This window comes from Pseudonocardia alni, assembly GCF_002813375.1.
GTDB classification, from domain to species: Bacteria; Actinomycetota; Actinomycetes; order Mycobacteriales; family Pseudonocardiaceae; genus Pseudonocardia; species Pseudonocardia alni.
Map to the genome: position 1 here is coordinate 4495747 of NZ_PHUJ01000003.1, position 19191 is coordinate 4514937.

General features: G+C 74.4%; 24 protein-coding genes and 1 tRNA gene. 15 read left to right on the forward strand and 10 right to left on the reverse strand.

Translation table 11 applies throughout. The features are described from left to right. A complete protein-coding gene (locus ATL51_RS22215; RefSeq protein ID WP_100879829.1) occupies positions 1-552 on the forward strand; it encodes a DUF2017 domain-containing protein in 552 nt (183 codons plus the stop codon). Between the two features lie 16 nt (positions 553-568). Here ATL51_RS22215 and ATL51_RS22220 read toward each other — a convergent pair whose 3' ends face one another. After that, complete coding sequence (locus ATL51_RS22220) at positions 569-2254, reverse strand: bifunctional metallophosphatase/5'-nucleotidase (protein WP_100879830.1); 1686 nt, start codon at positions 2252-2254, stop codon at positions 569-571. A gap of 134 nt (positions 2255-2388) precedes the next feature. Between ATL51_RS22220 and ATL51_RS22225 the strand changes: the two genes are divergently transcribed. From ATL51_RS22225 to ATL51_RS22270, 10 genes are all read left to right on the forward strand, one after another. Beyond that, entirely contained in the window at positions 2389-2883 is a 495-nt protein-coding gene (locus ATL51_RS22225) for a Mov34/MPN/PAD-1 family protein (RefSeq protein WP_100880863.1), read from the forward strand. A 115-nt stretch (positions 2884-2998) separates the two neighbouring features. Then, the gene (locus tag ATL51_RS22230) at positions 2999-3274 is read left to right on the forward strand and encodes a MoaD/ThiS family protein (protein ID WP_073576170.1); all 276 of its coding nucleotides are present in this window, start codon (positions 2999-3001) and stop codon (positions 3272-3274) included. Between the two features lie 62 nt (positions 3275-3336). Next, complete coding sequence (locus tag ATL51_RS22235; RefSeq protein WP_073576169.1) at positions 3337-4284, forward strand: PLP-dependent cysteine synthase family protein; 948 nt, start codon at positions 3337-3339, stop codon at positions 4282-4284. A gap of 59 nt (positions 4285-4343) precedes the next feature. Further along, positions 4344-4940 carry a rhomboid family intramembrane serine protease gene (locus ATL51_RS22240; RefSeq protein WP_073576168.1) on the forward strand — a complete coding sequence of 199 codons (597 nt, stop codon included), beginning with the start codon at positions 4344-4346 and terminating at the stop codon, positions 4938-4940. Between the two features lie 3 nt (positions 4941-4943). Beyond that, on the forward strand, positions 4944-5774 hold the full coding sequence (gene murI, locus ATL51_RS22245; protein WP_062400757.1) for a glutamate racemase: 831 nt from the start codon (positions 4944-4946) through the stop codon (positions 5772-5774). Between the two features lie 131 nt (positions 5775-5905). Then, entirely contained in the window at positions 5906-6280 is a 375-nt protein-coding gene (locus ATL51_RS22250; protein WP_073576167.1) for a hypothetical protein, read from the forward strand. Then, a complete protein-coding gene (locus ATL51_RS22255) occupies positions 6273-6674 on the forward strand; it encodes a hypothetical protein (RefSeq protein ID WP_073576166.1) in 402 nt (133 codons plus the stop codon). The genes ATL51_RS22250 and ATL51_RS22255 overlap by 8 nt, the downstream gene beginning before the upstream one ends. Positions 6675-6682: 8 nt before the next feature. Then, positions 6683-7468 carry an MBL fold metallo-hydrolase gene (locus ATL51_RS22260; RefSeq protein ID WP_100879831.1) on the forward strand — a complete coding sequence of 262 codons (786 nt, stop codon included), beginning with the start codon at positions 6683-6685 and terminating at the stop codon, positions 7466-7468. Positions 7469-7490: 22 nt separating this feature from the next. Continuing rightward, a complete protein-coding gene (gene rph / locus ATL51_RS22265; RefSeq protein WP_301549126.1) occupies positions 7491-8288 on the forward strand; it encodes a ribonuclease PH in 798 nt (265 codons plus the stop codon). After that, positions 8285-8974 (forward strand): non-canonical purine NTP pyrophosphatase, encoded by a 690-nt coding sequence (locus ATL51_RS22270; RefSeq protein ID WP_100879833.1) that lies wholly within the window; start codon positions 8285-8287, stop codon positions 8972-8974. Before rph ends, ATL51_RS22270 begins: the two co-directional genes overlap by 4 nt. Positions 8975-8977: 3 nt before the next feature. On the opposite strand, the gene ATL51_RS22275 is transcribed toward ATL51_RS22270, so the two are convergent. After that, positions 8978-9376: a carboxymuconolactone decarboxylase family protein gene (locus tag ATL51_RS22275; protein ID WP_062404267.1), complete on the reverse strand. Its 399-nt coding sequence runs from the start codon at positions 9374-9376 to the stop codon at positions 8978-8980. A gap of 178 nt (positions 9377-9554) precedes the next feature. On the opposite strand from ATL51_RS22275, the gene ATL51_RS22280 reads away from it, so the two are divergent. Then, on the forward strand, positions 9555-10268 hold the full coding sequence (locus tag ATL51_RS22280; RefSeq protein ID WP_100880864.1) for a TVP38/TMEM64 family protein: 714 nt from the start codon (positions 9555-9557) through the stop codon (positions 10266-10268). Positions 10269-10286: 18 nt separating this feature from the next. Here ATL51_RS22280 and ATL51_RS22285 read toward each other — a convergent pair. The 3 genes from ATL51_RS22285 to bcp form a co-directional block, all read right to left on the reverse strand. After that, positions 10287-10360, reverse strand: a tRNA-Leu gene (locus tag ATL51_RS22285). Then, complete coding sequence (locus tag ATL51_RS22290; protein ID WP_100879834.1) at positions 10360-11010, reverse strand: HNH endonuclease signature motif containing protein; 651 nt, start codon at positions 11008-11010, stop codon at positions 10360-10362. The genes ATL51_RS22285 and ATL51_RS22290 overlap by 1 nt, the downstream gene beginning before the upstream one ends. 35 nt (positions 11011-11045) lie before the next feature. Then, a complete protein-coding gene (gene bcp / locus ATL51_RS22295; protein ID WP_100880865.1) occupies positions 11046-11513 on the reverse strand; it encodes a thioredoxin-dependent thiol peroxidase in 468 nt (155 codons plus the stop codon). A 276-nt stretch (positions 11514-11789) separates the two neighbouring features. Here bcp and ATL51_RS22300 point away from each other — a divergent pair, with 276 nt between their 5' ends. After that, positions 11790-12011, forward strand: coding sequence for a DUF3618 domain-containing protein (locus ATL51_RS22300; RefSeq protein WP_062404273.1), 222 nt, complete (start codon positions 11790-11792; stop codon positions 12009-12011). 53 nt (positions 12012-12064) lie between these two features. Here ATL51_RS22300 and ATL51_RS22305 read toward each other — a convergent pair whose 3' ends face one another. From ATL51_RS22305 to ATL51_RS22320, 4 genes are all read right to left on the reverse strand, one after another. After that, positions 12065-13282: an NAD(P)/FAD-dependent oxidoreductase gene (locus tag ATL51_RS22305; protein WP_073577822.1), complete on the reverse strand. Its 1218-nt coding sequence runs from the start codon at positions 13280-13282 to the stop codon at positions 12065-12067. A 90-nt stretch (positions 13283-13372) separates the two neighbouring features. Then, positions 13373-14149, reverse strand: a complete 777-nt coding sequence (locus ATL51_RS22310; RefSeq protein ID WP_073577821.1) for a SigB/SigF/SigG family RNA polymerase sigma factor — start codon at positions 14147-14149, stop codon at positions 13373-13375. Between the two features lies 1 nt (position 14150). Further along, complete coding sequence (locus ATL51_RS22315) at positions 14151-14582, reverse strand: ATP-binding protein (protein ID WP_062400766.1); 432 nt, start codon at positions 14580-14582, stop codon at positions 14151-14153. An 81-nt stretch (positions 14583-14663) separates the two neighbouring features. After that, positions 14664-15092, reverse strand: coding sequence for an STAS domain-containing protein (locus ATL51_RS22320; RefSeq protein ID WP_202416284.1), 429 nt, complete (start codon positions 15090-15092; stop codon positions 14664-14666). Positions 15093-15307: 215 nt separating this feature from the next. Between ATL51_RS22320 and ATL51_RS22325 the strand changes: the two genes are divergently transcribed. Together ATL51_RS22325 and ATL51_RS22330 are read left to right on the forward strand one after the other, a co-directional pair. Then, positions 15308-17605 carry a GAF domain-containing SpoIIE family protein phosphatase gene (locus ATL51_RS22325; RefSeq protein WP_157818487.1) on the forward strand — a complete coding sequence of 766 codons (2298 nt, stop codon included), beginning with the start codon at positions 15308-15310 and terminating at the stop codon, positions 17603-17605. A 466-nt stretch (positions 17606-18071) separates the two neighbouring features. Then, positions 18072-18557: a hypothetical protein gene (locus tag ATL51_RS22330; RefSeq protein ID WP_100879836.1), complete on the forward strand. Its 486-nt coding sequence runs from the start codon at positions 18072-18074 to the stop codon at positions 18555-18557. Positions 18558-18666: 109 nt separating this feature from the next. On the opposite strand, the gene ATL51_RS22335 is transcribed toward ATL51_RS22330, so the two are convergent. Beyond that, a complete protein-coding gene (locus ATL51_RS22335) occupies positions 18667-18993 on the reverse strand; it encodes a WhiB family transcriptional regulator (RefSeq protein ID WP_100879837.1) in 327 nt (108 codons plus the stop codon). Between the last annotated feature and the right edge of the window lie 198 nt (positions 18994-19191).

Consider the following 19191-nt stretch of genomic DNA (forward strand, 5'->3'; position numbering starts at 1 on the left):
GTGAACGGCTGGAAGCGCAGCGGCCGGGGCGACCGCGTCCGCTACACGTCCGGGTTCTCCGGTGAGGAGGCCGTCGTCCTGCGGGGGCTGTTCGTCGAGATCCGCCAGATGCTCGCCGGTCGTGCCGAGCTCGCGCCCACCGACGAGCTGGCCGAACTCACCGGCATCCGCACCGGTCCGACGTCGCGGCCGACCGACCGGGTGCTGGCCCGGCTGCTGCCGGACTTCACCACCGAGGACTCCGACCTCGCCGGCGGGATGCGCTCGCTGCACGAGCCGTCGCTGATCGAGGCCAAGGACACCGCCGCGGCGACCGTCCTGGACACCCTGCCCGAGGCGGGCGGACGGCTCGAGCTCACCGAGGCCCAGGTCGACGCCTGGCTGGCCGCCCTCAACGACGTGCGGCTCGCGCTCGGCACCGCCCTCGACGTGAACGAGGACATGCCCGAGCAGCTGTCCGACGACGACCCGCGGGCCCAGCACCTGGGCGTCTACCACTGGCTGACCTACGTGCAGGACTCCCTGGTCCGGGTCCGCGTCCGCGGGCTCTGACCCGCCCGGCCGACCCTCAGCGGCGCACGATCCGGTCGGTCGACGGCGCGGCCAGGCCCGGGTTCGCGCCCAGGTACGCGACGAACGCGTCGAGGTCCACCGGGCCGCCGACCAGCTCGGTCCCGGCGGTGAAGGTGTCGAAGCCGTCGCCTCCCGCGGACAGGAAGTTGTTCGTCGCGACCCGGTAGCGGCCGTCGTCGGTGACTCCGACGCCGCCGATGGAGATGTCACCGACCCGGTTCCCGGCCACCACCGTGTAACGCAGGTTCGACGAGCTCTGCAGCACCGTCGGACCGTCGTCGACGGTGAACTGCTGGTCGAGCACCGCGCGCAGCTGAGCGCCGGTGAGCGTCATGGTCTGCAGGATGTTGCCGAAGGGCTGCACCGTGTAGGCCTGCCCGTAGGTGACCCGCCCGCCCGGGCCCGGCACCAGGTCCGCGCGCACCCCGCCGGGGTTGGTCAGCGCGAGCTGTGCGCCGTCACCGCGCGAGGCCGCCAGCTGGGCGTCGGCGATGACCGTGCCGAGCGGGGACAGCCCGGTCGGCGCGGCCGCACGCAGCAGCGGCCCGGTCACCGTTCCGACCGGCCGTTCGGCCAGCGGCCGCGACTGCGCGACCGCACGGTCGACGATGTCGGCGACGGCCGGGTCGGGCGCGACGTCGCGGGTGACGACCTCGTTGCGGGCCGTCGTCGCGCCGCGGTCCACGTCGCCGTCGCCGGTCAGGGCGAGGTCGACCACCGACAGCAACCTGCCGGACGACAGGCCCTGCACGAACGGTCGCGGGTTCCCGGCCGGGTCTGTCGCCGAGCACGCGTACTGCTGGTGGGTGTGCGCGGAGAACACCGCGTCGACGTCGGCGGACACCGCGGCCGCGATCCGCGACCCCGGCCCGCCGGGCTCGATCGCACAGGCGTCCGGGCCGCCGTCGCCGGTCGCCTCGTCGCCCTGGTGCAGCAGCAGCACCTGTGCCCGCACCCCCTGCGCGGTCAGTTCGCGCGACGTCGCGTCGACCGCGGCGACCTCGTCGCCGACCTCCAGGCCGCGGATGCCGTCGGGGGAGACCAGGTCGGGCAGCTCGGACAGGGTGGCGCCGATGACGCCGATCCGGGCGCCGCCCGCCTCCACCACCGTCGACGCGGCGAGCGCGGGCTTCCCGCCCTCGGTCACGTTCGCCGACAGGATCGGGAACGACGCGCCGTCGTAGGACGGGGTGAAGCGGCAGCCGTCGGCCGGGTGGCAGCCGCCGCGCTGCAGCCGGCGCAGCTCGGTGATGCCCTCGTCGAACTCGTGGTTCCCCGCGGCGGACGCGGCGACGCCGATCCGCTCCAGGACCTCGACGGTCGGCTCGTCGCGGAACAGCGCCGACGCCAGCGGGGACGCGCCGACGTTGTCGCCGGTGGACAGCACCACGCTCGCCGGGGCCTGCGCCCTCAGCGCCGCGACGTGCGCGGCGACGAACGCGGTGCCGCCGGCCTCGACCTGCGCGCCGGCGTCGTCGGTCACCCGGCCCGAGGACCCCGAGGGCGGCTCCAGGTTGCCGTGCAGGTCGTTGAGCGCGATGAGCCGCACCGTGCCGGAGCCCGGCGCGCCCGCGGCGGGGCGACCCGAGAGCGTCACCGCCTCGACGGTGACCCCCACCGCGAGGACGACGACGAGCACGGCGGCGAGGACGAGTCCGACACGGCGACCGGAGGAGGGCACGCAGGGCAGTATGGCCGCACCCCCGTACGGGAGGCCGTGGCCGGGATCACCGACCGTGGTGTCGAGTGCGTGAACGGGCGGTTCCGGCCCGGCGGGTGTTCGGGGCCGTGGCCGTGGCCGCGTATCCTCGGGTCGTGCTCGTCCTCCGGTCCGACCTCGTCGATGCGATCGTCGCGCATGCCCGCCGGGACTTCCCGGTCGAGTCGTGCGGGCAGCTCGTCGGTCCCGAGACCGGCGAGCACCCCGAGCGCTACGTGCCGATGACCAACGCCGACGAGGTGGCGAGCGACTTCGCCTTCGCCCCGGCCGAGGACATCCGCCTGGAGCGCGAGCTGGACGCGGCCGGTGAGCGCCGCATGCTCGTCGTCCACTCCCACACGCGGCTGCCGCGGCGCCCGGTGGCGCACACCGGCCTGCCCGAGGCCTACCCGTCGCCCAAGGACGTCGCCCAGATGGAGTGGACCCCCGACCAGCACTGGCTGATCGTGGGCCTCGCCACCGCCGACGCCGAGCCCGAGGTGCGCTCCTACCACCTCGCCGACGGCGAGGTCGTGGAGGACGAGCTGGCGGTCGTGGAGTCCTACATGTTCTCCCACACCGGCTCCGACGACGTGCCCGACCGGGCCTGATCGACCCTCTCGCGCACCCGCGCCGGAGGTCGCGCGGGAATGTCGCCGTACTCCGGCCGCGTTGTCGCGCGTGAGAAATCCACGCCAGAGCGACCCACCAGGAGTGATCACAGAGATGGCCGTCTCCGTCTCCATCCCCACCATCCTTCGCACGCACACCGACGGTGAGAAGACCGTCGAGGCGAAGGGCGACACCGTCTCGGCGGTCATCGACGACCTGGAGTCGCGGCACAGCGGCATCAAGGACCGTCTGATCACCGACGGCAAGCTGCACCGCTTCGTCAACATCTACGTCGACGACGAGGACATCCGTTTCGCCGGCGGCCTGGAGGCCCCGGTCTCCGAGTCCTCCACGTTCACGATCCTCCCGGCCGTGGCCGGCGGTCGCTGAGCCCCACCGGACCCCGGCACCGGGCGGCGTCCCCGCCCGGTGCCGTCGTGTGAGGAGAACCCGTGCGTTACGACTCGTTGCTGGACGCCGTCGGCGACACCCCGCTGGTCGGGCTGCCGTCCCTGTCGCCGTCGGAGGACGTGCGGCTGTGGGCGAAGCTGGAGGACCGCAACCCCACCGGCTCGATCAAGGACCGGCCCGCGCTGGCGATGATCACCGACGCCGAGAAGCAGGGGTTGCTCACGCCCGGCTGCACGATCCTGGAGCCCACCTCGGGCAACACCGGGATCTCGCTCGCGATGGCCGCGAGGCTCAAGGGCTACGAGATCATCTGCGTGATGCCGGAGAACACCTCCGAGGAGCGTCGCCAGCTGCTGGCGATGTACGGGGCACAGATCATCTCCTCGCCGGCGGCGGGCGGCTCGAACCAGGCCGTCGCCGTCGCCAAGCAGCTGGCGGCCGAGCACCCGGACTGGGTGATGCTCTACCAGTACGGCAACCCGGCCAACACCGACGCGCACTACCGCGGAACCGGCCCCGAGATCCTGCGCGACCTGCCGTCGATCACCCACTTCGTCGCCGGGCTCGGCACCACCGGGACCCTCGTCGGCGCCGGGCGCTACCTGCGCGAGCACAAGCCCGACGTGCAGGTCGTCGCGGCGGAGCCCCGGTACGGCGAGCTCGTCTACGGCCTGCGGAACCTCTCGGAGGGCTTCGTCCCGGAGCTCTACGACGAGACCGTGCTGACCGGCCGGTTCTCGGTCGGCTCCTACGACGCGTTGCGCCGCACCCGCCAGCTCGTCGAGCAGGAGGGCATCTTCGCCGGGATCTCCTCCGGCGCGATCCTGCACGCCGCGCTCGGCGTCGCGAACAAGGCGCTCGACGCCGGGCAGCGCGCCGACGTCGTCATGATCGTGTGCGACGGCGGCTGGAAGTACCTGTCCACCGGGGCCTACTCCGGCGACCTGGGCACGGCCGCGCAGGGCATCGACGGTCACCTCTGGGCCTGACCGGGCCGAACCGGTACGTAACGGGCGAATCGGGCGGCCGGGCCGGTACCGTGGGTGACATGACCGCGCTCCCGGACGGCCGTCCCGCCCGCGTGCTGCCGCCGGCACCGGTGCGCGCCGCGGTGATCATGCTGGTGTTCACCGCCGCGCTCTACGTGTTCGAGGCGGTCGACCAGGCCTCCGGTGGCATGGTCGAGTCCGCCGCCGCGATCTACCCCCGCAGCACCGAGGGGCTCACCGGTGTCCTCACCGCGCCGCTGGTCCACGACGACTGGGCCCACCTCGCCGCGAACAGCCTGCCGTTCCTGATCTTCGGGTTCCTCGCGATGTCCGGCGGGCCGGTGCAGTGGTTCGCGGTCACCGCCACGATCTGGCTGGTGAGCGGGCTGGGGGTGTGGCTCGTGTCGCCGGCCCCGGTGATCGGCGCGTCCGGGATCGTCTTCGGCTGGTTCCTGTTCCTGCTCGTGCGCGGGTTCTACGCCCGCAACGGCAGGCAGATCCTGCTCGCCCTCGTGCTCTTCCTGTTCTACGGCTCGATCCTCTGGGGCGTGCTGCCGTCGGACCCGTCGGTGTCCTGGCAGGGTCATCTGTTCGGCGCGGTCGGCGGCGTCGTCGCCGCCTACTGGGTGGCCAAGGCCGACCGCCTACCCTCCTAGGGTGTGAGCGACGCGCCCGGTATCGACGCCCCGATCGGCATCTTCGACTCCGGAGTCGGGGGACTCACCGTCGCCCGCTCGGTCATCGACCTGCTGCCCGCCGAGCAGATCGTCTACGTCGGCGACACCGCGCACAGTCCCTACGGGCCGCGCCCGCTGGCCGACATCCGGCGCCTCGCGCTCGCCATCGGCGACGAGCTCGTCGACTCCGGGGTCAAGGCCCTGGTCATCGCCTGCAACTCCGCCTCGGCGGCCTGTCTCGCCGACTTCCGCGAGCGCTACCCGGTCCCGGTGGTCGAGGTCGTCCGCCCGGCCGTGCGCCGCGCCGTCGCCACCACCCGCAACGGCCGGATCGGCGTCATCGGCACCGCCGCGACCATCGCCTCGGGTGCCTACGCCGACGCCTTCGACGCCGCCCGCGACACCGAGATCACCTCGGTGGCCTGCCCCCGGTTCGTCGACTTCGTGGAGCGCGGCACCACCAGCGGACGCCAGGTCCTCGGCGTCGCCCAGGGGTACCTGGAACCGCTGCAGCGCGCCGGGGTCGACACCGTCGTCCTCGGCTGCACCCACTACCCGCTGCTGTCCGGGGTGCTGGAGATCGTCCTCGGCCCGGACGTGACGCTGGTGTCCTCGGCCGACGAGACGGCTCGCACCCTGGTCCGGACCCTGCACGCGCACGACCTGCTGCGCGACGACACGACTCCGCCCGCGCCGCACCGCTTCCTCGCCACCGGCGACCCGGAACCCTTCGCACGGCTCGGCCGCCGGTTCCTGGGCCCCGAGATCGGCTCGGTCGTGGGCCGCGCGGGCGCCGCGCTCCCGTCCGCCTGACAGCCACACCCGCTTCCCCGGACCCACACCTGCCGCAGCAGGTGTGGGAACCGGTCGACAGGTGTGGATGCGGACCGGGCGCGGGCGGGTCCGGCGCGGCGGTCGGGGGAGGCGGGGGTAGCGTTCCCGCCGTGATCGGAACGCTCGTCCTGGTGATCACCGTGGCGCTCTCGGCCACCGCGCTGTTCGGGCTGGTCACAACGGCGCTGAACCGGCCCCCGAGCCGGGTGCACACCGTCGCCGTCGGGATCTGTGTGGCGCTCATCGTCGTGCAGGCGGCGATCGCGGCGTACCGGGTCCTGCTCGGCGGGGTCACCCTGCCCGAGCAGTCGACCTTCCTCATCTACCTCGCCGTCGCGGTCTGCGTCCCGGTGATCGCACTGCAGTTCGCCACCGCCGAGCCGAGCCGCTGGGGCGGCGCCGTGATCGCCGTCGGCGCGATCGGGACGCTCGTCGCCGTGCTGCGCCTGCAGGGCCTGTGGATCCCGGGGGTGCCCGGTGCCTGAGCCCCGCGCCACCGCCACCGGCCCCGGCCGCATCCTCATCGCCGTCTACGGCATCTTCGCGCTCTCGGCCTCGGCGCGGGCCGGTGTGCAGATCGCCGAACGGTTCGGCGAGGCGCCGCTCGCGTACTCGCTGTCCGCGCTCGCCGGCTTCGTCTACATCCTGGCCACCGTCGGTCTGGCGGGCACCGGCCCCGGCTTCCGCCGCCTCGCCTGGTCCGCCGTGGTCTTCGAGCTCGTCGGCGTGCTCGCCGTCGGCGCGTTCACCACGTTCGTCCCCGCCGACTTCCCCCGCGAGACGGTCTGGTCGCACTTCGGCGCCGGCTACGGCTTCGTCCCGCTGGTGCTGCCGTTCGTCGGGCTCTGGTGGCTGCGGCGTACCTCACGAACGGGTTAGGGTCGCGCATGCGGCTGATCGTTCTCGGGTGCTCCGGCAGCGGCCCCGGACCCGAGTCCCCGGCATCGGGCTACCTCGTCGAGGCCGGGGCGACCCGCCTCACGCTCGACCTCGGCAACGGCACCCTCGGCGCCCTGCAACGGCACGCCGACCCGTTCTCCCTCGACGCCGCGGTGTTCAGCCATCTGCACCCCGACCACTGCTCGGACTTCCCGTCGTTGGTGGTGCACCGTCGCTACCACCCCCGGCCCCCGTTCGACGCGACCGCGCGCAAGCTGGTCGTGCACGCCCCGGCCGGTGCGCACGCCCGCTTCGCCCGCGCCGACGCCGTCACCGAGTCCGACTACGCCCGCACCGATCTCACCGACGTCTTCTCCTTCCACGACCTCGTGGTGGGGGAGCCGTTCACCGTCGGCACCGGTGAGGACGCCGTCACCGTCACCGCGTACGAGGTCGTGCACGTCTGCCCCGCCTACGCGCTGCGCCTCGAGCACCGCGGCCGGGTCCTGACCTACTCCGGGGACACCGCCGCCTGCCCCGGGCTCGTCGAGGCCGCCCGCGACGCCGACCTGCTGCTCTGCGAGGCCAGCTGGCCGCACGCCGAGGCCGGGCCGCCCGGGGTGCACCTGTCCGGACGGGAGGCGGGCGAGCACGCCGCGGCCGCCGGGGCGCAGCGGCTGGTCGTCACCCACGTCCCGGCCTGGTTCGACCGCGAGTCCCTCGGCGCCGAGGCCAAGGCGGCCTTCGGCGGGACCGTCGAGCTCGCCCGGCCCGACGCGGTGTTCGAGGTCTGAGCCGGCTTCCTACGATGGCCGGGTGACACGAACAGAGGGCAGGGCCGACGGCCGGACCGACGACGAGATGCGGCCGGTGACCATCACCCGGGGCTTCCAGAAGCACCCCGCGGGATCGGTGCTGGTGGAGTTCGGTGACACGAAGGTGTTGTGCGCCGCCAGCGTCACCGACGGGGTACCGCGCTGGCGGAAGGGATCCGGCCTCGGCTGGGTCACCGCCGAGTACGCGATGCTGCCCTCGGCCACCGACACCCGCTCGTCGCGGGAGTCGGTGAAGGGCAGGATCGGCGGCCGCACCCACGAGATCTCCCGGCTGATCGGCCGGTCCCTGCGCGCCTGCATCGACCTGCGCGCGCTCGGCGAGAACACGATCGCGATCGACTGCGACGTCCTGCAGGCCGACGGCGGCACCCGCACCGCGGCCATCACCGGCGCCTACGTGGCCCTGTGCGACGCCGTCACCTGGCTCGGCGAGCAGGGCAAGCTGTCGGACCCCAAGCCGATCTCCTGCCAGGTCGCCGCGGTGTCGGTCGGCGTTGTCGACGGCCGCGTCCGGCTCGACCTGCCCTACTCCGAGGACTCGCGGGCCGAGGTCGACACGAACGTCGTCGCCACCGAGACCGGCACCCTCATCGAGGTTCAGGGCACCGGCGAGGGCGCCACGTTCTCCCGCTCGACCCTCGACGCCATGCTGGACTCCGCGCTCGCCGGGATCGCCGAGCTGGCCCGCCTGCAGGTCGAGGTGCTCGCCGCGCCGCACCCGAAGATCGCCGCGCAGGCCGCCGACGCCCCGGACACCGCGGGGGAGGGCGACGCGTGAGGATCCTGCTCGCCACCCGCAACGCCAAGAAGCTCGTCGAGCTGCGCCGGATCACCGAGGCCGCCGGGCTCTCCGGGGTGGAGATCGTCGGGCTCGCCGACGTCCCCGAGTTCCCGGAGGCCACCGAGACCGGCGCGACCTTCGCCGCGAACGCGCTCGCCAAGGCCCGCGACGCCGCCGCCGCGACCGGGCTGCCCGCGATCGCCGACGACTCCGGCATCACCGTCGACGCCCTGAACGGCATGCCGGGCATCTTCTCCGCCCGCTGGTCCGGCCGGCACGGCGACGACGAGGCCAACCTGCAGCTGCTGCTCGGGCAGACCACCGACGTCCCCGACGAGCGCCGCGGCGCCGCGTTCGTGTGCGCCGCCGCGCTGGTGACGCCCGACGCGGCCACCGCAGGCCCCGACACCGACCCCGCCTCCGGCGACACCGTCGGCACCGATGGCCCCGACGCGGAGGCCTCCGTGCCCGGGCGCACCGTGGTGCACGGGACGTGGCGGGGCACCCTGCTGCGCGCCCCGCGGGGGGAGAACGGCTTCGGCTACGACCCGATCTTCGCCCCGGAGGGCGACGGCCGCTCCTCGGCCGAGCTCAGTGCCGAGGAGAAGGACGCCGCCTCGCACCGGGGGACCGCGCTGCGCGCGCTCGTCCCGCACCTGCAGGCGCTGCTCGCCGACGGCTGAGGACTACTCGGGAGCGGGCTCGGCGAGGACGCGCTGCGCGATCCGGAACGCCGAGTTCGCCGCCGGGACCCCGCAGTAGATCGCGGTCTGCAGGATGATCTCGACGATCTCGTCGCGGGTCAGGCCGTTGCGCCGGGCCGCCCGCACGTGCAGCTCGAACTCCTCCCAGTGCCCGTGCGCGACGAGCGCGGTCAGCGTCACCGCCGAGCGCATCCGGCGCTCCAGCCCGGGGCGGGTCCAGATCTCGTTCCACGCATAGCGGGTGATCAGCTTCTGGAAGTCCGCGGTCGTGTCGTCGACGCGGCCCAGCGCCGCGTCGACGTAGTCCGAGCCGAGGACCTCGCGGCGCACGGCCAGCCCGTCGGCGTCCAGTTCGGCGGGGTCGATACCCGAGTCGCTCATGGTCGGCAGCCTCTCACGGCCGACCGCGACGGCACGCGCGCCGACCGCGGCCGGTGGCGCGTCCGGAGGTGCCCGGCCACGCCGGACGGCTGCGGCCGGCGGCGCACACGGGGGAGCCCGGTCACGTGCGACGACCGCGGCCGACGGCACCGGCACGGGTCTCGGTACCGTGATCTCCGTGCGGTGGTGGCGGTTTCTGCTGGGCTGCCTCGGGCTGGTGCTCGCGGCCGCACTCGTCGTACTCGTGGCCCGGTCCCTGGGGCTGTCCGCCGTCCCCCGGTTCGGTGAGCTGCGCCGGGCCGTGGAGTCCGCCGGGATCTGGGGCCCGGTCGTGTTCGTGCTGCTCCAGGTCGCGCTGAACGTCCCGCCCTTCCCCCGGACGGTGTTCACCGTGTCCGCCGGGGTGCTGTTCGGCGCCGTCGGCGGTGCGGCGCTGACCCTGTTCGCGACCGCGCTGTCCGCGGTCGTGGCGTTCGCGCTCGTCCGGGTCACCGGTGGGCGGCTCGTCGCCCGCTACGCCGGCCACCCGCGCGCGGTCTGGGTGCGCCGCAGGCTCGACCACCACGGAGTGCTCGCGGTGACGTCACTGCGGCTGATCCCGATGGTGCCGTTCGCGGTGCTCAACTACCTGTCCGGGCTGTCCCAGGTGCGGTTCTGGCCCTACCTGGTCGGGACGGTGATCGGGTCGGCGCCGAGCACCATCGCCGTCGTGGCCCTCGGCGACGCGGTGACCGGGCACGTGCCGCCGGCCCTGCTGCTGGTCTCCGGGATCTGCGCGGTGCTCGGGCTCGGTGGGGTGCTGCTCGCCGCGCGGCGGCCACTGCCGGACGAGGCCGACGCCGTCGCGCCCGGGGGCGCGGAGCCGACCCGGACCGCGCCGCCCGCCGGGTGAGGCGGGCGACGCGACGCGTGCCGGCGGCGGGATTCGAACCCGCACTTGCACGGACCTAAACCGTGTCTCTCTGCCAGTTGGAGTACGCCGGCTAGTTCTTTCGGCCGCACCAGGTATCGGTGAGGGCGTGGCAGTTCGCGCACAGGATACGAAGGTTCTCGAGCCGGTTGTCGGTGTGGTCGCCGTTCACGTGGTCGAGCTGGAGCGGGACGGGTCGTCCCTGCCACTCGGTCAGGCCACACCCCTCGCACCGCGCGGCCTTCAGCCCCTCCGCGACGAGCCGCCGGCGCAGGGTCGCGCTGCTGCGGTAGCTCGACCCGCGAACCAGGATGTCCGCCAGCGGGCGTGCCCGCCGCCCCGGGAAGGTCCGGCCCCGGGCCCAGGAACGCCCCGTGAAGTGTGTCGTGTCGAGCTCGAGCGTCCGGATATGCGCGACCACCGCCCGGAACATGCCGCCGCTGGGCTCGTACCCGAGCCGCCGGAGCACGGCGTGCACGCTGACCTCGGCCGCGACGGCCGCCCGCAGCTCGCCGTCGGTGTAGCGCCGTCGGTGGTTGCGGTGCCCGGGGTCGAGCGCGCCCGGGATGTGGCTCGCGTCCGCGCCGGTCCGGACGATGTGGGCTCGCAGCTGGTCGTACCGCCCGGGCCGGATGCCCAGCCGGTGACACACCTCGCTCAACCGTCGCGACACCGCCACCGCCGCGACCAGCTCCTCGTCGGTCCACCGGCGGGCGCGGGGCACGTCCGCTCACCCCGCGCCCGCCGGCCGGACGGGCATCAGACCTTCCAGTCCCGGCGCAGCTTCGCCACGTGCCCGGTCGCCTTCACGTTGTACTGCGCGTCGACGATCGTGCCGTCCTCGCCGACCAGGAAGGTGGAGCGGATGACCCCGGTGACCGTCTTGCCGTAGAGCTTCTTCTCACCGAAGGCGCCCCAGGCGGTGAGGACCTCGCGGTCCGGGTCGGACAGCAGCGGGAAGGTCAGCTCCTCGTTGTCGCGGAACGTCGCGAGCTTGGCGGGCTTGTCCGGGGAGATGCCCAGTACGTCGATGCCCGCGCCGTTCAGCTCGGCGAGGTTGTCGCGGAAGTCGCAGGCCTCCTTCGTGCAGCCCGGGGTGCTCGCCGCCGGGTAGAAGTAGACGACGACCTTGCGGCCGCGGTAGTCCGCCAGGGAGACGGCCGTGCCGTCGGCGTCGGCGAGGGTGAAGTCGGGGGCGGTGTCGCCCGCCTGCAGCCGTGTGCTCATGACGATCAGCGTGCCACCCGCCGGGCGGGCCGCGGAGCCGAGTGCGGTGCCTGTGGACGTACCGGCCGGTTGTGGACGGGATGCGGCGCGGACGACCATCGGGCCGACCCGATCGGCGGCGCGCCGGTGGCCGGGCGCGCGGACCGGACCCTGCGGTGGCTACGGTGTGTGCCACGCCGCTCGCGGTGCCCGGACGTCGGTGTCGGGGCAGCGTCGGGCGCGAGCAGCAGGAGTCCCGGGCGCGGACGCGTACCGGCCGAACCGGAGGTGGACGTGGTGGCCCGCGACCCCGAGAACATCCAGCGCGAGATCGAGAAGACCCGGGACGCGCTGGCCGAGAGTCTGGACGCCCTGGCGGACCGGGCGAACCCGAAGAACCTCATCGAGGGCGGCAAGGAGCAGCTCGCGGAGCGGCTCGCCGACCCGAAGGTCAAGTACTCGCTGATCGCGGTCGGCGCGCTGGTCGGGCTGGCGATCGTCCGCTCGATCTTCCGCTAGACCGCCTGCACGCCACGCCCGGCCGGTGCCCGCACCGGCCGGGCGTTCGTGTGTCAGGACAGCGAGTCGCGCAGCTCCAGCGTCGCGGCGCGGTCGGCACCCTCGGCCAGCGGGCGGCGGTAGCGGGCGACGAGCCGGGCCGCGCCGAACCCGGCGACGGCGACGAGGTCGTCGCCGCGCAGGTAGCCGAGCACCGTGCCCTTCACCGGGCCGTCGTCGAGACCCTCGCCGTGCAGCGGCAGCAGCGAGTCCGCGCGGTCCGGCCGCCCGACGAGCTGGATCTTCATACCGAACTGGTCGGACCAGAAGAACGGCACCGCGGCGGGCGGCGGGGTCGTGCCGGTGATGTCCGCGGCGACCGCGGCGGCCTGGTCGCTCGCCGAGGTCCAGTGCTCCAGCCGGGTGCGCTCGCCGGTGTCCGGGTCGGTCCAGGCGGCCGCGTCGCCCGCCGCCCACACTCCGGGCAGCCCGTCGACCCGGCCGCGGTGGTCGCAGGGGATGCCGTCGGCGACGTCGACGCCGGTGGCCTCCAACCAGCCCAGGTCGAGCATGCCGCCGACGCCGACGACGATCTCGTCGGCGTTCACCGTCGACCCGTCGGAGAGCGTGGCGCCCGAGTCCGTCAGCTCCGACACCGACACCCCGGTACGCAGGTCGACCCCGGCATCGCCCATCAGCCGGGCCACGACCGCACCGGCCTGCTCGCCCAGCAGCCGTGCCATCGGCACGCTGCCGGTCTCGACCACGGTCACCGTGACACCCCGGTCCCGGGCGGTGCTCGCGACCTCGGCCCCGATGAACCCGGCACCCACCACCAGCAGCGACGACGCCGAGGCCAGCGCGTCGCGCAGTTGCTCGGACTCGTCGACGGCACGCAGCAGGTGCGCGGAGTCGGGCTGGTCGTCGAGCACCCGGGAGGTGACCCCCACGGCGAGGACGACGGCGTCGGCGTGCAGGACGGTGCCGTCGTCGAGCTCGACCTCGGAGCCGTCGGCCGGGTCCTCGGCGGGCCGTAGGGCGACCGCGGAGCGGCCGAGGTGGGTGCGTACGCCGAGCTCGTCGAGGTCCTCGGCGGTGCACAGGTCGACCTTGGTGCGCTCCCACTCACCGGCCAGGAACTGCTTGGACAGCGGCGGGCGGTCGTAGGGGAGGTGCTCCTCGGCCCCCACCAGGCTGATCCGGCCCTCGTAACCGTCCCGGCGCAGGTTCTCCACCGTGCGCAGTCCGGCCAGCCCTGCGCCGACCACCAGCACGTGTTCCGGCACGCTCATCTCCTACCTCCCTGCTCCGGGCCCGGACGGTGCGCCGGTCCCGCCCCGATCCTCGCGGACGGGGCACGGCGTCGCCGCGCGGCCCGGGCGTCAGAAGGTGCGGTCCTCCGGGTCGAGCCGGTTGCGCAGCCGGGACAGCGTCTGCGCGAGCAGCCGGGAGACGTGCATCTGGGAGATGCCGACCTCCTGGGCGATCTGGGTCTGGGTGCGGTTGCCGAAGAACCGCAGCATCACGATGGTCCGCTCGCGGGGCGCCAGCTCGGCGAGCAGCGGGCGCAGTGACTCGCGGTAGTCGACCCGGTCCAGCTCCGCGTCGGCGTCGCCGACCAGCTCGCCGACGGTGGCGCTGCCGTCCTCCGACGACAGCATCTCGTCGAGCGAGGAGCTGCGGTAGGCCTCGGCGGCCTCCAGGCCCTCCAGGACCTCGGCGACGGGCAGGTCGAGGTACTCGGCGAGCTCCGAGGGCCGGGGCGCGCGACCGAGGGTCTGGGACAGCTCGGACACCGCGCCGTTGATCGACACGTGCATGTCCTTGAGCCGCCGCGGCACCCGCATCGACCAGCTCTGGTCCCGGAAGTGCCGGCGTACCTCACCGGAGATCGTGGGCACGGCGAAGGAGAAGAACTCACCGCCCTTCTCCGGGTCGAACCGGTCGATGGCGTTGATCAGCCCGACCGTCGCGACCTGCACGAGGTCGTCGAGGGGCTCGCCCCGGTGGTTGAACCGGCGGGCGATGTGCTGGGCGACGGGCAGGTAGCCGGTGACGAGCTGATCGCGCAGCTGTTCCCGACGGGGGTCGCCGTCGTCGAGACCCGCGTACTGCTCGAGCAGCGGGGTGAGGTGGGCGTACTGAGGGTCCGACGTCACGTCACAGCCCGTGACCCGCGAGCTTGTGCAGGCGGATGGTGAGGGCCGGGCGCCCGCCGTCCTCCTCACCGGACTCGACCGCGACGTGGTCGGCCAGGGTCTGCAGGACCCGCCAGCCGAAGGAGTCGGTGGGCAGCTGCGCACCGGTGCCGGTCTCGACCCGGGCGGTGACCTCGATCCGCTCGTCGGAGACGGCGAAGGTGCACCGCAGCGGCGAGCCGGGAGCGGCCATCGCGACCAGCGTCGCGCACGCCTCGTCGACGGCCATCCGCAGATCGGAGACCGCGTCCAGGTCGAAGTCCGCGCGTGCGGCGAGGTCGGAGGCCACCGCACGGACCGTGGGGATCAGCGCGGGCCGCGCCGCGACCCTGATCTCGACGGTGTTGTCGGTGCCGGCGCCGTGCGCCGTGCCTGCCACGTCCTCCTGGGCCACGCTGACGAGTCCTTTCGTGCGACGGGGTGTCGGGCCGGATCATGTCGCCTCCGGCGGGGGTGTGCAGGACCGGGTGCCCGCTCAGGCGCCGGGAATGCCCTCCTGGTCGGGCAGGACGGTGAACAGCTGGGCGGAGCCGGTGACCTCGAGCGGCCGGAGCACGGCCCGGTTGGTGGCGACGACGAACAGCCGCCGTCCGTCCCGGGCGGCCCGCCGGGCGGTGTGGATGAGCACACCGAGGCCGCTGGAGGCGAGGAACGTGACGCCCTCCAGGTCCACGGCGAGGTCGCGGCCGTCGCCGTCGGGGGCGCGGTCCAGCAGCTCGTCGAGGGCGGTCTCGAGACGCGGTGCGGTCAGGGTGTCGACCTCGCCGCGCACGGTGAGCACGGTCAGGCCGCTGCGCGGTGAGGAGAAGCCGACGCCGAGGTGGGCGGAGTCGGTGCCGTCCAGCTCGGCGTCCCCGTCCCCCCGGGACGGTTGCGCCGGCGCGGATCCGGGCAGGGTGATCACCTCCGTGTCGGGCGCCGGACGGCGCGGAAGCGTTGTGGAGCGCCGCCGTGCTCTCGACGGGCAGGTGTCTTCTCGCGCCGCACGACGCACCGGGGCCGCGGCGGGGCCGTCCTGGCCCGCGCCGGGTCCGGTCCACCCACGACAGGAGACCGGGCCCGACGATACCGGCCGGGCTCGGCGGGCCCGGCACGGCGCCTGCCCTTAGGCTCGCCCGGGTGACGCGGTACTCCGATCTCGGCCCCGGCGCCCCGGCCGGTCCCCCCGGCGACGCGGTGGACCGGGCCGTCGACCAGGCGGTCGCGACCTCGGTGGAGTCCTTCGGGGAGCAGCCGAGCACCCCGGCCATGCCGCACGTGCGCGGCGGGGCGCAGGTGGCCGTCCTGATGATCGACCTCTCCGAGCGCCGGATCGTCTACGCCAACACCACCGCGCTGGAGCTGGCCGGTGACCGCCCGGTGCGGCTGCCCATCGGGGTCCGCGAGTGGAGCGAGGCCGCGCGGCTGACCGACCTGGACGGCCGTCCGTACACCGGCGAGGGGTCCCCACTGGCCCGGATCGCCTCCGGCGAGGCGGTGTCCGGCGAGCCGGTCGCGCTGCACGGACCGGGACTCATGCCCGACCGCGACGGCGTCCCGGTCCCGGGGGAGGGGGCCACGGCCAGCAGCACCCTGGTCTGGGTGACCGGGTTCGCGCTGGCCGACCCCGGAGCCCAGGGGCAGGGCACCTACGCGCAGTCCTCGGCCACCGGGCCCGGCCGGGCGCTGGCCGTGCTGCTGCCGCTGTCGGACTCCGAGGCCGGCCAGGGCGGGGACCGCGACCGGATGGGGTTCCTGCGCGACCGTGCGGTGCTCGCCACCGAGATGTCGTTCACCATCTCCGACCCACAGCGTGAGGACGACCCGCTGGCCTGGGTGAACCCGTCGTTCGAACGTCTGACCGGGTACCCCCTCGACGAGGTGGCCGGGCGCAACTGCCGGTTCCTGCAGGGCCCCAACACCGACCGGTCCGCGGTCCGCCGGGTGCGCGAGGCGCTGCGGGAACGGCGGGCGATCACCGAGGTGCTGCTCAACTACCGGCGCGACGGCACCGCGTTCTGGAACCAGGTGTCCATCTCGCCGGTGCACGACGGCGACGGCGAGCTGGTCAACTTCGTCGGCGTGCAGAGCGACGTCACCGAGCGGGTCGTCGTCGAGCAGGAGCGGCGGGCGGCGCTCGCCGACGCCGAGGCCGCGCGGGCCCAGCTGCGGCTGCTCGCCGAGGCGACCACCCAGATGACGACGGCGCTCGACGTGGCCGACGCCTGCCGCCGTTTCTCCCGGATCGTGGTGCCGGAGCTGGCCGACCTGTGCACGGTGGACCTGCTCGACACCCCCGACGGGGCGACCCGCGAACGGATGGCCGTCGCCGCCCGCGACGCCGACGACGAGGCGCTGCTGTCGCGGTCCGGTCCACTGGGGGCCGTGCGGATCGAGCAGCAGGCCGAGACCGCGGTGCGGACCGGCAAGCCGTACCTGGTGCAGGAGCTGCCCGACGACGGCCGCGAGGTCCACCCCGACGACCCGGAGGCGGCCGACGCCTACGAGCGGCTGCGGTTGCGCTCGGCGATGGTCGTCCCGCTGCTCGGCCGCGGCCGGGTGCTCGGCCTGGTGACGCTGTCCACCCAGTTCCCCTACGGCCGTCGCTGGACCCAGCGCGACCTGCACCTGGCCTCGGACCTCGCGGGCCGCGCCGGGCTGGCCGTCGACAACGCCCGGCTCTACGAGGTGGAGCGCGCCGCGGCGGCCACCCTGCAGCACAGCCTGCTCCCGGCGCTGCCGCAGGTCCCCGGGATGCGGGTCGCGGCCCGCTACCTGGTGGGCGCGGACGGCAACCAGGTGGGCGGGGACTGGTACGACGTGCTGCCGATGCCGGACGGCTCGGTCGGTGCCGCGGTGGGCGACGTCGTCGGCCACGACCTGTCGGCGGCCGCCGCGATGGGGCAGCTGCGCGGTGTGCTGCGCTCCTACGCCTGGGGCGGCGACGCGCCCGGGCCGGTGCTCGACCGCTGCGACCAGCTGGTGCAGGGCCTGGACATCGCCGCGATGGCGACCGCTGTGTACGCCCGGTTCGGGCCGGTGGGCCCCGACGGCGGACGCGAGCTGACCTACGCCAACGCCGGGCACCCGGCGCCGCTGCTGCGCGACCCGCAGGGCCGGCTGCACCGGCTCGACGCGCACCACTCGCCGATGCTCGGCGCGGTGCCGGAGTTCGGGCGGGCCGCCGGGGCACACCGCGGCGGCGCCACGGTCCCGTGTGCCGCCGGGTCGCTGCTCGTGTTCTACACCGACGGTCTGACCGACATCATCGGTGAGGACGCCGACGCCCGCACCGAGCTCATCGAGCGCACGCTGGAGGAGCTGCCGTCCGACGCCGACCCCGAGCGGGTGGTGGAGCGGGTGCTCGAGGTCTGCCTGCCGGACCGGCTCGACGACGACATCGCCCTGCTCGCGATCCGTCTGGACCACCCGGCCTGACGGTCCGGTCGACCGGACCGTCACCCGCCCGGACCCGGCTGCGCGGAGCGACCCGATCGGCCGCACCGGCCGACCCGATCGGCGGCCGGTCTGCCGTGTCGGCGGTCCCGGCCGGCCGAGTCGACCGCTACCGGCTGCGTCGGGCGTCCGGGGTCGACCGTCCGGGGCGGCCGCCCACCGGCGGTGCTCCGCCCGGCGGCGGGCCTGCGGCGTTCGACCGTCCGGCCCATCCGCGCTACCGGTGGTCGGGCCGAGGTCACGGTGGTGTTGCGGTCGGCGCCGTCCGTGGGCTGTGGACAGGGGGTCGTCGCCCGCTCGTGGACCGGGTGACCCCACTCGTCCGTCCGGGTGGGTAATCGGCACCCGAATCGGGGATCCGGGCGTTGTACTCGACGGACGACGACGTGTGGGATCGACGGGGGCGAGCGTGAGGCAGGGGACGACGCGACCGCGGAGGCTGGTCGCGGTGGCACTGACCGCGGCGGAGTCCGCCCGTGCGGGGGGCCCGCTCGCGGCGCTCTCCGGTGAGGCGGGGGAGACCGACCTGCTGGTCGTGCGGGACGACCCGGCCCCCACCCGGCGCCCGCTCACACCGGCCGAGGCGCGGGAGCTGCTGGCGGCCGAGGACGACACCGAGGACGTGCCGGTCGAGGCGCTGCCGGTCGAGCGGGTGCGGCTGCACCGGCTCGGGCTGCGCTGGGCGGTGCAGGACGGCGACGAGGCGGACCTCGTCGCGGCGCTCTCGGAGCTGGTCGGGTTCGACCCCGACGACGACACCTGGTGCGTGGCCCCGGCCGCCGCCGGGCCGGTGGACGACCCGGAGATCGAGGTGGTCCGCCGCGCGGTGCGCCGCGTCGCCCGGGTCTACGGCCTGCCGGTGCTGCCCTACCGGCCCGCCGGACCCGTCGCGGAGGGCGTCACGGAGCCGGAGGCCCTGCCCTCGGCGGTGTGACGTCGGCCGAGCGGGCGGAACGGCCGAGCAGCAGAAAGGCCCGCCCGGAACCCGGGCGGGCCGTGCCGGATCGGTGATCCGTCGTCAGTGATCCGTCGTACGTGGTCCGTCAGACGACCGCGGCGAGGCCGGGGCCCTGCTCGGCGACGATGTGTTCGGCGTCGCGACGCTCGATGATGGCGCGGCGCTCGGACTCGCCCAGCCCGCCCCACACGCCGAACGGCTCACGGCTGGCCAGCGCGAAGCGGCGGCACTCCTGCAGCACGGGACATCCCCGGCAGACCTGCTTCGCGCGCTCGGTGCGACGCGACCGGGAGGGGTTGCGCTCCCCGTCGGGGTGGAAGAACACGGCGCTGTCCATGCCGCGGCACGCACCCAGTCGCTGCCACTGCCACACGTCGTCCATCGGGCCGGGAAGCCGGGAAACGTCGCTCACGTGCTCACCTCGTCGCTCGGGGCCCGGGAGGACCGGGTTGGCTCCTCACCCCGGTTCCCGAGGGGGTTCGAGATCAAACCTGCGCGACGTCGGGATCGGTGCTAGCGACGGGCCGTGCGAGGTGTGCAGGGCCGGCCGCGCGGTCGGACGGACCGGGCATCGCCCCTGTTCACGACACCGCCACACACCTCCGCGCCG